We start from the raw sequence: 14,930 nt of genomic DNA on the forward strand, positions 1-14,930 counted from the left end.
CTAAAACAAGATGACGATATTACCATATAGAAGAGATTACATCAGATATTCCTTTGGAAAGGATGAAAGATGTTGGAGTTCGAATCTTCAAATCTCATTTGCGGAGAATTTGAAAAGTTTTCTGCATAAGATGTACCTTGAAAACTGCATACCAAACGAGAAATTATATAAATATTTTATAATTAGACATCCGAGGTATTAATTGCGGAAGTAATTAATATTTAATGCATTATTTACTTAATGAAAACGAGCATAAGTGAAGTTTGATTTTAGTAAATAAGTAGTTCTTCATATAAACAAAGTGAGTGTGAAGAACATCAAAAACAATAAATTTTAAACATAGTGTATGATACACGCTAGTGTCATACAAACACTAAATCTATATGATTTAAGAGGTTAAACATAAAGAGCGTAGGGTGGATGCCTAGGCACTGACAGCCGAAGAAAGACGTGACAAGCTGCGAAAAGCTGCGGGGAGAAGCACATATTCAGTGATCCGCAGATGTCTGAATGGGGAAACCCGCTTGGAAAGACTCCAAGCATCTGTATGCCAATACATAACATACAGAAGGGAACCCGGTGAACTGAAACATCTAAGTAGCCGGAGGAAAAGAAAACAACAGTGATTGCGGGAGTAGTGGCGAGCGAAACCGTAAGAGCCCAAACCGTGGTGCGTGCACTGCGGGGTAGAGGACTGCAAAAGGAGAAAGATATATTACCTGAACCGTTTTGGAAAAGCGGGCCAAAGAGCGTGAGAGCCGTGTAAGGGAAAATGTATAAAATCCTGCAGTATCCGGAGTACCACGAGACACGAGAAACCTTGTGGGAAGCAGGGGGGACCACCCCCCAAGGCTAAATACTAGTCAGTGACCGATAGCGTATAGTACTGTGAAGGAAAGGTGAAAAGAACCCCGGGAGGGGAGTGAAAAAGAACCTGAAACCCTATGTTTACAAACTGTGGAACACCGCAAGGTGAACCGCGTACTTTTTGTAGAACGGTCCGGCGAGTTACATGTACAGGCAAGGTTAAGTATTAAAGATACGGAGCCGAAGGGAAACCAAGTCTTAATAGGGCGAGTTAAGTCAGTATGTGTAGACCCGAAACCGGGTGATCTATCCATGTCCAGGTTGAAGTTTGCGTAAAAGTGAATGGAGGACCGAACGCACATCCGTTGAAAAGGGTGGCGATGAGGTGTGGATAGGGGAGAAATTCCAATCGAACCCGGAGATAGCTGGTTCTCCTCGAAATAGTTTTAGGACTAGCCTCGTTAACAGTCTACCGGAGGTAGAGCACTGAATTTTTGCGGGGGCGTCAAAGCCTACCAAGAGATATCAAACTCCGAATGCCGGCTAGATGATAAACGGGAGTCAGACTACACGAGATAAGTTGGGTAGTCAAAAGGGAAAGAGCCCAGACCTACGGCTAAGGTCCCAAAGTGTGTGTTAAGTGGAAAAGGATGTGGGATTTCAAAGACAGCTAGGATGTTGGCTTAGAAGCAGCCATACATTAAAAGAGTGCGTAACAGCTCACTAGTCGAGAGGTCCTGCGCCGAAAATGTCCGGGGCTAAACACAACACCGAAGCCTGGGAATGTAGTAATACATTGGTAGAGGAGCATTCTTATAAGCGTAGAAGCCATACCGGAAGGAGTGGTGGAGTAATAAGAAGAGAGAATGCCGGAATGAGTAGCGAGAAAGAGGTGAGAATCCTCTTGGCCGAATATCTAAGGTTTCCTGAGTAAAGCTGATCTACTCAGGGTAAGTCGGGGCCTAAGGCAAGGTCGAAAGACGTAGTCGATGGATAACAGGTACAGATTCCTGTACTACATATAATCAGAACTGTGGGGACACGGAGACTGAAAACCGAACCCGGGAGGACAAAAACCGGGGCAAGCGAAGTACCTGTATGGGAGGCAAAACCACCATGCAAAGGGAAAACGTGATGCGTACCGAAAATTAGTAGGGAAGTCGGTTAGGGAGCCGTCAAGAAAAGCCGCTATTGCATTATATGTACCCGTACCGCAAACCGACACAGGTAGATGAGGAGAGAATCCTAAGGCCGGCGGGAGAAGCATTGTTAAGGAACTCGGCAAAATGACCCCGTAACTTCGGGAGAAGGGGTGCCACTTTAAAAGAGTGGTCGCAGAAAAAAGGCTCAAGCAACTGTTTAGCAAAAACACAGGTCTATGCGAAACCGTAAGGTGAAGTATATGGGCTGACGCCTGCCCGGTGCCGGAAGGTTAAGAGGAGAAGTCAGGAAACGAAGCTTTGAATTGAAGCCCCGGTAAACGGCGGCCGTAACTATAACGGTCCTAAGGTAGCGAAATTCCTTGTCGGGTAAGTTCCGACCCGCACGAAAGGCGTAATGATTTGAGCGCTGTCTCAACAATGCACCCGGTGAAATTGAAGTACCAGTGAAGATGCTGGTTACCCGCGCCAGGACGGAAAGACCCCATGGAGCTTTACTCCAGTTTGGTACTGGGATTCGGTAATACTCGTACAGGATAGGTGGGAGACGTTGAAGCATGAACGCCAGTTTATGCAGAGTCGCCGTTGGGATACCACCCCTGTATTGCTGGATTTCTAACCTGCAGCCGTTAACCGGTTGGGGGACAATGCCAGACGGGGAGTTTGACTGGGGCGGTCGCCTCCGAAAGAGTATCGGAGGCGCTCGAAGGTTCCCTCAGAATGGTCGGAAACCATTCAAAGAGTGCAAAGGCAGAAGGGAGCTTGACTGTGACACCGACGGGTGGAGCAGGTACGAAAGTAGGACTTAGTGATCCGGTGGTATAAAGTGGGATTGCCATCGCTCAACGGATAAAAGCTACCCTGGGGATAACAGGCTTATCACTCCCAAGAGTTCACATCGACGGAGTGGTTTGGCACCTCGATGTCGGCTCATCGCATCCTGGGGCTGTAGCAGGTCCCAAGGGTTGGGCTGTTCGCCCATTAAAGCGGTACGCGAGCTGGGTTCAGAACGTCGTGAGACAGTTCGGTCCCTATCCGGCGTGGGCGTAAGATATTTGAGAGGAGCCGTCCTTAGTACGAGAGGACCGGGACGGACTGACCGCTGGTGTACCTGTTGGAGAGTAACTCCATGGCAGGGTAGCTATGTCGGGACGGGATAAACGCTGAAGGCATCTAAGCGTGAAGCCCCCCTCAAGATGGGATATCTCATGTGAAAACAGTAAGACCCCTTGAAGACTACGAGGTAGATAGGGCCAAGATGTAAGTACAGTAATGTATTAAGTTGATGGTTACTAATAGGTCGAGGGTTTAACCAAAAGATAGGAAAATTTATGTATATAATCGGAGACACCATCAAATCCGCAAGCGAATTTGAGGTGTACTTTCTCACTAAGGCCAAGCTCTTCGCCAAGTGAGAAATGCAGTTTGGTAGGCAGTTTTGAATGTATATGCGCGAGTGGCTCAGTTGGTGGAGTACGACCTTGCCAAGGTCGGGGTCGCGGGTTCGAGTCCCGTCTCGCGCTCTTTTAGAAGTCTTAGTTTTAAGGCTTCTTTTTTGTTTGTAGAGATACCTAATATCGCTACAAAGATGCAGGTTTAATATGAAGATACAGACTTAACACAAAAATACAGGTTAAATACAAAGATATAGACTAAATATGAATACCCGAGCTTAGTACAAAGTTTCGGTCTTAGTTATAGATAAATACATTTAAAAAGTTTAATTCCCACAAACCCGGAAATTAAAAATGCCGACCTGTACAAGCCGACATTTTTAAACTATTTTAATAACCTCTAAGTACGGTATAATCTAAATTATATTTTTGAGCTATTTTTTCCACAGCATCTTTATTTTTTTCATAATCTAGGGTATTTGGGAAATATATGTAGGCTGAATTTCTAAATATGTTATATGTATAGAAAAATTCCTTTCTGTTTTCATAATCATCCTTGCTTTCAAGATTATCCATATATGGAATTATAATGGTGGAATAGCTGTCACAATGTGAAAATTCATCAAAGACTAAATCTTTATCATAAAAACCGACTACTTTGCCGTTAAAGTTTTCTCTTAAATATTCTATAGGAATTGTATCGCCGATATTATAATACTCTTCAAAGCCTGAGCCAAGTACCATGGGAAACTCACCATTATATATAAAATCCTGTTCTGAAAAATAATCAAGTCCCAGTTTTTCCATTGTTTTTTTATTTAGAATAAATGCATCTACCGGAGTTATATACTCATTTTTTCCTTTGATAGTCACTTTCTGATCCGTTAAATCCTTATGACCGTAGCCGTTTGCCAAATCCTTGGGCTTGTCCCATTTACCTATAAAAGCTACAGTTTCATATTTCATATCATAAAAATCTACAGTATCCGTTGAATTCATTTCAGCATTAAATTTTTGCAAAGTATCTATAAATGAATCACTTCCCGTTATTTGTGCAAGTTCTTTCTGTGTATACTTATCAGTATTATAATTATCTACAACCTGATAAAAAGTCTTTGTCCCCTGCATATCTGAAGCTGTAACTTCATTTCTTGAACATCCTTGCAAAGACAGTAATAAAACAGAAAGCAGTAAGGGTATCTTTTTTAGTTTATACATATATTCCTCCAAGTTTATAATAAGATAGCAAAGAAAAAATTACTTTACAAATCTATTTCTTGGATATAATCTTAGCAAAAGAAAATGAAAAGTCAATTATACAACATAATATTAGAAGATGTAAACAAAAGTATATATATTTAATTAAATAATATACATATATAAAGGGAGAAATAGTTTGTATATATTTTTTGTAGTCTAAAATACTAAAAAATATCAAAAAAAACTTAATACTTCAAAGAAGTGAAGTATTAAATAAATCGGGGAATTATATAATTATAATAACATAATTCTTATAATTTTCTTAGAAAATATCAATATGGCAAGACTTTATAGAAAAATTTGATTGAGTTTTAACCTAGATAGAAGTATGATATAACAAAAGTTAGTGATACCTAACATAAACTATATTTGAAATATATTTTATTACTGCTTATACCACAGCACAATTGTGGAGTTATGGAGGCTGTTATGAAGATAAAACTTGAAGGCGTTATGGAAACCATGCTTATAACTTTGGATGCCAGAGCAAGAGATTACAAGGCGGAGAAATCTATATTAAAAGATAAAAAGTCGTATGAAATGGTAGATATGATAGACTATGATTTTGATTCTTTTAATACAGAGAAGATAAATCATCTGGGTATTATTTCCAGAGCCAAGGTTATGGATGATGAGGTCAAAAGGTTTATAGAAAAGCATCCTGACTGCCATATAGTTTCACTTGGCTCAGGACTTGATACAAGATTTTTTCGTGTAGATAACGGAAAGATACATTGGTATGATATAGACTTTCCGGAGGTGATAAATTTAAGAAAAAAATTCTTTGAAGAAAATGACAGAGTAAAAAATATTGAAAAATCTGCACTGGACAGAACTTGGACAAAGGAGATAGATACAAAGGGAGAGGAGCTTTTGATTATTTCAGAGGGTATGATTATGTATTTTTATCCTGAGCAGGTGAAGGAGTTTTTAAATATACTTACAGACAGCTTTGATAAATTTGAGCTTCATTTGGATTGCTTATCAAAAAGGCTTGTCAATAAGGCAAAAAAGAACAAGGCTGTAAAGAGAACCAAATCGGAATACCATTTTGGAGTCACGGACGGAAGAGAGCTTATAGAACTTAATCCTAAATTAAAGCAGACCGGACTGATAAACTTTACAACACAGATAGAAAAGCAGATGAAATGGTATGGTAAAATCTTCCTGCCAATGATATACCTTATTAATAACAGACTTGTAATATGCAAATATGATGAAAAATAAAAACTATTTGCAATCCTTTATTGCTGTATTCTGAAATTATTGTTAGAATAAACTATGCTTAAAGCAAAATGCTGCAGGTGTAAATAAAAACAATATAGGAGGAGAGCAGATGGACAGACCGACAAGCCATGACAGAGATCTGAGAAGTCCGGGTTCAGGTAAAAGGATTTTTAGAAGAGAAGCTGCCAATACAGGAGGGGTAGGAAGCGGCGGAATGCCTACAGGTCCAAGAAGGTCGGGAGGTGGAAGAGGAGGTTCCCCTGTCAGTATCTTGATTGTAATAATAGTATTGGCAATAGGAGCATTTACAGGTAATAAAACCAATATATTAAATATGTTGTTGGGCAATTCAACAAGTTATGTAAATACGGAAACCCCACAGTTAAATATACCTTCTTTAAGTTCCACATTGGGGGATATTACAGCAAACAGCATAGGCGGTATCAGCAGTGCATGGAGTGGTGTATCCGATAACAGAGGTCAGCTTGACACATCGGTAAATGAAAATGCCAGAGAGAAGTTTTACAGACCTACAGGCGGCGACAGTGTCAATGTAATGATATATATGTGCGGTACGGATCTGGAGTCAAAGCATGGTATGGCAACCAATGACCTTATCGAGATGACTAAGGCGGATATTTCGGATAATGTAAATGTATTGGTATATACAGGCGGTACTAAAATTTGGAAAAATTCAATAATATCTTCAAGCAATAATCAGATTTATCAGATAAAGGACGGTAAATTAAGGAAGCTGGCGGATGATAATGGAAGTCAGCCTATGACAGATCCCAATACATTGATAAGATTCGTAGAATATTGTAAGAAAAATTTTCCGGCAAACAGATATCAGCTTATATTCTGGGATCATGGCGGCGGCTCGGTAACAGGTTATGGATATGATGAGTTAAATGCCAATGCCGGAGCTATGAGCTTGTCTAAAATAAAGTCTGCAATTGCGGCAACAGATATAAAATATGATTTTATAGGATTTGATGCATGTCTGATGGCGACTACAGAGACTGCACTTGCACTTTCAGACTATGCGGACTATATGATAGCTTCGGAGGAAACCGAACCTGGAACAGGCTGGTATTATACAAACTGGCTTTCAGATTTGAGCAATAATACAGCCACTTCTACTTTGAATATAGGCAAGAGAATAGTGGATGATTTTATAGATGAAAGCAAAAGAATTGCCGGAGGACAGTCCACCACACTTTCTGTAGTGGATTTGGCGGAATTAAAGGCAACCATGCCTTCAGGTCTTTCAAGCTTTGCAAAAGATACTGCTGCATATATAGGAAATAAAGAATACAGCAGAGTATCAAATGCGAGAACTGCAAGCAGAGAGTTTGCAAAATCATCCAATATTGATCAGGTTGATTTGGTAAGCTTTGTGTATAATATGAACAAGGATGAGAATGCTCCTACAATCAAGTCGGTACTCGGTGCTGTAAAGTATAATCGTACTTCTTCGAATATGGCAAATTCCTACGGGCTTTCCATATATTTCCCATATAAGAAATTGTCAAAGGTTGACAAAATGGTTAATACCTATGGCGATATAGGTATGGACAGTGAATACACTAAGATGATACAGCAATTCGCTTCCATACAGGCAAGCGGACAGATAGCAGGTGGCACACAGAGTACTCCTGCCGGTACATTAACAGGAAATACCATAGGTTCACTCTCAAGCGGAGATTTAAGCGGTATGATAGAAAGCCTTTTATCTGGAAGTATTTCATCTGAGAGCCTATCGTCTATAGGACTTGATTTATCAAGTATAGGTTTCTTGCAAAACAGGGCGATATCCGATGATGTAATCAAGGATTATGTTATATCAAACAGACTGGATGCTTCCAAGCTTCAATGGGATAATACCGGCTCTACACCTAAGATACATTTATCCAAGGAGGAATGGAGGCTTGTATCCTCAATAGAGGAAAAGATGCTTGTAGATGACGGACAGGGCTATATTGATATGGGGCTTGATAATTTCTTAGAGTTTGATGAAAACGGTGATATGCTTGCAGACAGTGCAAGAGCCTGGATGTATATAGACGGTCAGCCTGTATCATACTATCATGTATCAACTGTAAAAGACGGCAAAGTAAGCACTACCATAGGTCGTGTGCCTGCACTTTTAAACGGAGAAAAGGCTAATTTGATAATAATTTTTGACTCTGAGCATCCTAAGGGCTATCTGGCAGGTGCCAATACCCGGTATGAGCAAAATGAGACAGAGGCCATTGCAAAAAATATCACCGAAATCAAATCAGGGGATGTAATAGACTTTTTGGCTGATTATTATAATTATAACGGAGAATTTGTAACTGATTATAAAATCGGGGAGCAGTATACAGTAAGTAAGACACCTGAGGTGTACTATACTACTGTTGATGAGGACAATCTGATTACCTATAAGCTTACAGATATTTACAATAACAGCTACTGGACACCGACTTTAAAAAATAGATAGAAATTCCTATATATTATGTACGCATTTAGAAAATATATTGTAAACAGTATGTAAGATATAAAAGGTAAATATCGTATATACTATATATAGACAATAAGATGTCACTTTGTAAAGTGTATAGGATAGAAGGAGGAATGATGAAAAAAGGTTTAATCAAATCAGTAGCGGTTTTATTTGCAGCATTTAGTCTTGGAGGTGTGGTAGTTCCCCCTATGACAGCACAAGCAGAGATTTTGGAGCGTATGCCGGCAGACAGAGGCGAGTGGCGTAAAGACGAGCACGGCTGGTATTATATGTTGAATGTAAATTCCGGTATGGGATATGTTAAGAGTAGCTGGACAAAGGATAACGGTAAGTGGTATTACTTTGATAAATGGGGCTATATGTATAGAGATGCATGGATTCCATATAAGGGAGACTATTACTATGTAGGTGCTGACGGAGCAATGTGGTATAATGCAACTACTCCTGACGGCTATAGAGTAGACGGTAACGGTAAGTGGATTAGATAAACCGTATATTATAAAAAACCTCAAGGTCTTCCTTGAGGTTTTATTAGCATATAAGTACAATTTATGCTATAATATATATGATAATTATAAATTTATCTTTCTAAAAAGCTTTGGTAGTATTACTTACAGGCAAAAGGAGGAAATATGTTTTATTGGGGAGTTTTATTTGCTATATTTGCCATTGGAGAGATTCTGATTCCCGGATTGGTTTCGGTATGGCTGGCTATTGCAGCACTTATTATGATGCCGATATCTTTGTTTGTTAAATCACTTGAGATACAGGCAATCATATTCTGTGTACTTTCATTGATCTTTATAGCATTCTTTAGAAAGATCTTTAAGTTTTATTTGAACGGTAAGGAGAGTCTTGGCACAGAAAAGGTGAAGATAGTAAAGCTTACATCTGTAGAAAATGATAATTATATCTATGATGTGAGATTTAAGGGCGGTATATGGACGGCTATTGCCAATTTAGAACTGAAACCCGGAGATATTGCAAATATTGTCAAGTTCGAGGGCAATAAGATAATTCTTGGCAGAAACTAATTTATTTAAAGGAGACATTAAAATATGGGCTACGCAATTATTATTGTTTTGTTGGTTATTATTTTGTTAATTACGGTTAAATCAATAAAGATAGTACCCGAGTCAAGGGTATATGTGGTTGAGAGACTTGGAAAGTATTCTCAGGGACTTCGTTCGGGACTGCATTTTATAAATCCCTTCTTTGACAGAATAGCAAAGGTGATTTCATTAAAGGAGCAGGTTGTAGACTTCCCGCCACAGCCGGTTATTACAAAGGATAATGCAACTATGCAGATAGATACCATAGTGTATTTCCAGATAACGGATCCCAAGCTTTATACCTATGGTGTAGAAAGACCTATATCAGCTATTGAGAATCTTACAGCCACCACACTTAGAAATATAATAGGTGATATGACTGTAGACCAGACTCTCACATCCAGAGATACCATAAATACGGCAATGAGATCGGAGCTTGATGAGGCTACAGATCCGTGGGGTATAAAGGTAAACCGTGTGGAGTTAAAGAGTATTCTGCCACCTGAGGATATCAGAGTTGCGATGGAAAAAGAGATGAAGGCGGAGCGTGAGAAGAGAGCAAATATTCTTGAAGCTCAGGCTAAGAAAGAGAGTGCCATCCTTGTTGCAGAGGGTAATAAGCAGGCTGCTATATTAAATGCAGAGGCTGAGAAAGAGACCGCTATAAAGAGGGCGGAAGGACAGGCACAGGCTATACTTGCAATTCAAAAGGCACAGGCTGAGTCTTTAAGAGTGCTTTCAGAGGCTGATCCAAGTCAAAAGGTACTTACATTAAAAGGACTTGAGGCATTCCAAAAGGTTGCCGACGGAAAGTCGACAAAGATTATTATACCTACAGAGCTTAGCGGTCTTGCATCATTAGCTACAAGTTTTGCAGAGTTGAATCAAAAAGTTGAACTTAAAAAAGAAGAAAAATAAATAAGGAAAATATGCTATAAGGGCTTTCGCATTGCGAAAGCCCTTATTTTGGTATGAATAATATAGCTAAACTTCCTTGCTTACAGGTAATGAGAAAATAAACTCGGTTCCTATACCTATGGTGCTTATAACATCTATATTTTCACCATGAGTTTGCAGGATTTCCTTGACTATGGCAAGCCCAAGCCCTGTGCCCTTTTTATCCTTACCTCTTGAAAGATCAGATTTATAAAATCTGTCAAAGACTTTGGATTGCTCATTTTTTGCAATACCTATGCCCGTATCTTTTACCGAAATAAAAATTTTTTCCTTTTTCAGACTGGTCTGTATGATGATTGAAGAGTTCTGTGAAGAAAACTTTATAGCATTATCAATAAGATTATAAAGTACCTGCTGTATCTTACTTAAATCTGCAATAACATACTGTGATACATTTATTAAAATCAATTCAATAGTGATATTTTTACTGTTGCACTGTACCTCAAAGCTGCTTGCGGTATCCCGTATTACCTTATTTATATCAAAGCTTGTTTTATTAAGCTTTACGCTCTCAATAGAATCAAGAGAGAGCAGGCTTTCGGTAAGCTTTGTCAGTCTGTTGGTCTCATCTATAACTCTTTGTAAATATTTTTCCTGCATTTCAGAGGGGATTGTTCCGTCAAGTATTGCCTCAAGATATCCCTTTATTGAGGTCAGGGGTGAGCGAAAATCATGGGATATATTTGAAATAAATTTTTTTTGATAATTTTCCGTATCATCCAGCTTATCCGACATATAGTTTAAGGTTGCAGCAAGATATCCCATTTCATCATTTGAATGTACCTTTATTTCATATTTTAAATCACCGTCCGCATAAGCCTTGGCTCCATCGGTTATCTTTTTTAGAGGAGAATAAACTATGCGCTGGAATACTATTAAAATAATCAGAGAGAGTAAAAATACTATCAATGATGTTATATATACTATATTCAAAATATGATACTGGCTTTTGGTAACATTTTTCATGGAAAGATGAATGACCACATAGCCATAGGTACGGAAATTACCTGTAATAGGTGCGGAAACACTTAAATAGTCTTCATTAAAGGAATGAAAATAATCACCTACCATAAAGGATTTATTTCCTGTGGCGGTAGGATCAAAGTCTGAGATGGTTTCAGATACCATTTTATTGTCCGCATCCACTATTATTTTACCGTTTTTATCCATTACCCATATTTTTGCATTGAGGAATGTAGCCACAGCCTTTAGCTGAGGGTAACTTTCTGCAAGTGAGATATTTTGACCTTCATATACGGTGGAGTAGGTGGAAGCTATAAGATTTGCTTCATCATAGAGAGTTTGACTTCTTGACTCCACCAGATATGAATAGGTCAAATCACTGGAGATAGTGGCTATTACTATAAATCCTGCTATTCCAAAAATTATATATGCAAGTATAAATTTCAGATAGAGAGGTATTCTCATTTTTTGACCTCAAATTTATATCCGATACCCCAAACAGTGGATATTGACCAAAACTGATTGTCATGTATTTTTTCTCTCAATCTTTTTATATGTACATCCACGGTTCTCGTGTCACCGATATATTCATAGCCCCATATATTGTCAAGAAGCTGCTCTCTGGTGAATACCTGATTTGGATGGGAGGATAAAAAGTATAGAAGTTCAAGCTCCTTTGGGGGCATTTCTACATTTTTTCCAAGGTAGGTAACGGCATAGTTTGTTATATTTACCACCAGATCAGGATATTCAACATATTCTCCGCCGGTATGTAAATCCGGAATCGATATATTGCTGCTGTGATATCGCCTTATTACAGCCTTTACTCTGGCAATAAGCTCTTTTGAATCAAAGGGCTTTATCATATAGTCATCCGCACCGAGTTCAAGACCTAAAACCTTGTCAAAGACCTCACCTTTTGCAGATAACATTATTATAGGTGTGCCGGACTTTGCCCTGATTTCTCTGCAAACCTGGTAACCGTCTATACCGGGAAGCATAAGATCAAGGAGAATCAGATGCGGTTTAAACTCATCAAAATCAGCCAATGCAGACTCTCCGTCACCTACTATTTTTGTTTCATAACATTCTTTCATCAAATATAATGAAATCAGCTCTGCTATATTTTCATCATCATCTACAATTAAAATTCTTTGCTTTTCTGCCATATTTCACCTTTATTATATTATTTAAAACGCACAATTGTTACAGCATTGCCGCCCTCATTAAAGTCTGCAAGAGAGTAGCTTTTTATAAATGACTGTCTCTTCAGATAGGCATGTATGCCCTTTTGTAATGCACCGGTACCTCTGCCATGAATAATCCTCACTCCGGGCAGATGTGCAAGGAGAGCATCATCCAGATATTTATCAAGCTCCGAGCAGGCTTCATCCACATTTTTACCTATTACATTTATCTCTGTGGAGATTGTAGCGGATTTTACCATGGAAGAGCTTTTGCTTCTTGTCTTAGGCTCGGTCTTTACAGACTCTTCCTCGACTAAAGCCACATCCGATATATTGACCTGTGATCTTAGTATACCCATTTGAACAAAGAAATTGCCGCTTTGGTTTGGAAGAGAGGATACTATGCCGTCAAGATTCAGACTGATAACATGAACACTGTCACCAAGTTTAAGCTCCTTAGGTTTTTTAACCTTTTTGGAAGGCTGCGCTATCTCCATGGTCCTGGTATTTTTATTTATGGACTCTCTAAGCCTTGTACGCTGTTCCTCAAGAGCCGAACCAAGTCCTGCACCTGAGGCTATTTTATTTATATTTTTTATAGTATCATCCGCAGTTTCCTTGGCTTCTTCCAAAAGCTTTCTGGCGGCTTCTCTGGCTTCATCCAGAATTTTTTCTTTTCTGAGAGCGAGGTTTTCCTCCTGCTTATCATAATGCCTCTTCAGGCTTTCTATTTCTCGCTTATATTTTTGAATGGACAATTTATCCTTTTCTATGATTTGTCTGTCATTTTCAAGTCTTGTAAGCAGGTCTTCAAAGTCCTTGGCATCCTTTTCAAGATGTGTATCCGCTTCCGAGATGATGTAATCGGGAAGCCCAAGTTTGCCGGCTATGGCAAAGGCATTTGACTTGCCGGGAACTCCTATAAGTATTCTGTAAGTAGGAGAGAGGGTTGCCACATCAAACTCACAGGAGGCGTTCTCTACTCCGGGCTCATTCAGAGCAAATACCTTTAACTCGCTGTAGTGGGTGGTGGCTATACATCTGCTTTTCATCCTGTGCAGAAATGAAAGTATGGATATTGCAAGTGCGGCACCCTCGGTAGGATCCGTACCGGCACATAGCTCATCAAAAAGGCAGAGTGAATTGGCATCGGCATGGTTTAGAATGTAGACAATATTTTTCATATGCCCCGAGAATGTGGACAGTGACTGCTCAATGCTTTGTTCATCACCGATATCCGCAAATACATTATCAAATACAGACAGTTCGCTTCCCTCAAATGCAGGTATATGAAGCCCTGACTGCCCCATCAAAGTAAAAAGCCCTACAGTTTTTAGGGATACGGTCTTACCTCCGGTATTAGGTCCGGTAATAATAAGTAAATCATAATTATCCCCTATTGAAATATTTATAGGAACCACCTTTTTTGTATCCAGCAGAGGATGCCTTCCCTCTTTTATATTGATATAATGTTTGGAATTAAATTTAGGCTCACTTGCGTTCATCTTCTTTGAGAGATTTGCCTTGGCATATACAAAATCAAGGAAGATAAGGGTTTTTGCATTCTGTCTGAGCGGTTCAATATACTGTGCGGATAAAAGACTCAAATTTTCAAGTATTTTTTCTATTTCTTTTTTCTCATCCATAAACAGTGATTTAAGCTCATTATTCATTTTAATCACAGCAATAGGTTCTATAAATACTGTGGAACCGGTGGCTGACTGGTCATGTATTACACCGGAAACCTTGTTTTTGTATTCGCTTTTTATAGGCAGACAGTATGCGCCGTCTCTTTGTGTGATGACGGCATCCATCAGATATTCCCGATGTGCATTTAATATATTATTGAGTTCGGTATGCATCTTTGAGTTTATCTGCTTTATTTTTCTCCTGATATGACTAAGTTCGGGAGAGGCATTGTCAGCCATTATTTCTTCTGAAATAATACATCGGGACAGCTCTTTTTTGAGATCTTTTATCTCATCAAGAGCGCTGAAGTATTCTTCTAAAATATCATAATCTTCTTCATCAAAGTGCAGTCCGTAGCTTATAGCCTTGGAAGCGGCATTCAGTATGGAGAGAATCTTCATAAGTTCAGGCTGTGAAAGTAAGGATCCGATTTCCAGTCTTTTTAGGGAGTCGGAGATATCTTTTACCTCAGATAATGAAAGACTTCCTTTCAGTCTGATTCTATCCAATGCGGCGGTGGTATGGCTTTGATTTTTTTGTATTTCCAAAATGTCTGTAGACGGTTGCAATTTTGCACAGAGCTTTTTTGCAGGCTCACTGCTTGCCATATCTACCAGGCTGTTTATTATTTTTTCATATTCAAGTATTTTTAATGTTTTTTTATTCATAATCTATCCTTAAGTTTTATAGCATTCATACAAATGATATCAAATACGGCTAAAGTG

Annotated in this window: 9 protein-coding genes, 1 tRNA gene and 1 rRNA gene; 7 read left to right on the top strand and 4 right to left on the bottom strand. The window is 39.0% G+C overall.

Features of this window, described 5'->3' with window-relative positions; all coding sequences use genetic code 11:
* The first annotated feature begins 394 nt into the window (after positions 1-394).
* Both J4O15_RS04835 and J4O15_RS04840 read left to right on the top strand, forming a co-directional pair.
* A 23S ribosomal RNA gene (locus J4O15_RS04835) occupies positions 395-3,283 on the top strand.
* A gap of 134 nt (positions 3,284-3,417) precedes the next feature.
* Positions 3,418-3,490, top strand: a tRNA-Gly gene (locus J4O15_RS04840).
* A 261-nt stretch (positions 3,491-3,751) separates the two neighbouring features.
* Here the strand turns inward: J4O15_RS04840 and J4O15_RS04845 are convergent.
* Positions 3,752-4,579, bottom strand: coding sequence for a hypothetical protein (locus J4O15_RS04845; protein WP_208099896.1), 828 nt, complete (start codon positions 4,577-4,579; stop codon positions 3,752-3,754).
* Between the two features lie 471 nt (positions 4,580-5,050).
* On the opposite strand from J4O15_RS04845, the gene J4O15_RS04850 reads away from it, so the two are divergent.
* The 5 genes from J4O15_RS04850 to J4O15_RS04870 all read left to right on the top strand — a co-directional run bounded on the left by J4O15_RS04850 (position 5,051) and on the right by J4O15_RS04870 (position 10,327).
* Positions 5,051-5,848 carry a class I SAM-dependent methyltransferase gene (locus J4O15_RS04850; protein WP_208099897.1) on the top strand — a complete coding sequence of 266 codons (798 nt, stop codon included), beginning with the start codon at positions 5,051-5,053 and terminating at the stop codon, positions 5,846-5,848.
* Between the two features lie 109 nt (positions 5,849-5,957).
* Entirely contained in the window at positions 5,958-8,333 is a 2,376-nt protein-coding gene (locus J4O15_RS04855) for a clostripain-related cysteine peptidase (protein WP_208099898.1), read from the top strand.
* A gap of 137 nt (positions 8,334-8,470) precedes the next feature.
* Entirely contained in the window at positions 8,471-8,845 is a 375-nt protein-coding gene (locus J4O15_RS16135; RefSeq protein WP_208099899.1) for a choline-binding protein A, read from the top strand.
* Positions 8,846-8,989: 144 nt separating this feature from the next.
* Positions 8,990-9,391, top strand: coding sequence for an NfeD family protein (locus J4O15_RS04865; RefSeq protein ID WP_208099900.1), 402 nt, complete (start codon positions 8,990-8,992; stop codon positions 9,389-9,391).
* A gap of 24 nt (positions 9,392-9,415) precedes the next feature.
* A complete protein-coding gene (locus J4O15_RS04870) occupies positions 9,416-10,327 on the top strand; it encodes an SPFH domain-containing protein (protein ID WP_009219212.1) in 912 nt (303 codons plus the stop codon).
* Positions 10,328-10,393: 66 nt separating this feature from the next.
* Here J4O15_RS04870 and J4O15_RS04875 read toward each other — a convergent pair whose 3' ends face one another.
* Genes J4O15_RS04875 through J4O15_RS04885 form a run of 3 tightly spaced genes read right to left on the bottom strand, consistent with a single transcriptional unit; the run spans position 10,394 to position 14,873 of the window.
* Positions 10,394-11,794 carry a sensor histidine kinase gene (locus J4O15_RS04875; protein ID WP_208099901.1) on the bottom strand — a complete coding sequence of 467 codons (1,401 nt, stop codon included), beginning with the start codon at positions 11,792-11,794 and terminating at the stop codon, positions 10,394-10,396.
* Entirely contained in the window at positions 11,791-12,498 is a 708-nt protein-coding gene (locus J4O15_RS04880; RefSeq protein ID WP_208099902.1) for a response regulator transcription factor, read from the bottom strand. The genes J4O15_RS04875 and J4O15_RS04880 overlap by 4 nt, the downstream gene beginning before the upstream one ends.
* A 17-nt stretch (positions 12,499-12,515) precedes the next feature.
* Positions 12,516-14,873 (bottom strand): endonuclease MutS2, encoded by a 2,358-nt coding sequence (locus tag J4O15_RS04885; RefSeq protein ID WP_208099903.1) that lies wholly within the window; start codon positions 14,871-14,873, stop codon positions 12,516-12,518.
* Positions 14,874-14,930: the final 57 nt, after the last annotated feature.

This window comes from Lachnoanaerobaculum sp. Marseille-Q4761 (assembly GCF_017565785.1).
Classification (GTDB): domain Bacteria; phylum Bacillota; class Clostridia; order Lachnospirales; family Lachnospiraceae; genus Lachnoanaerobaculum.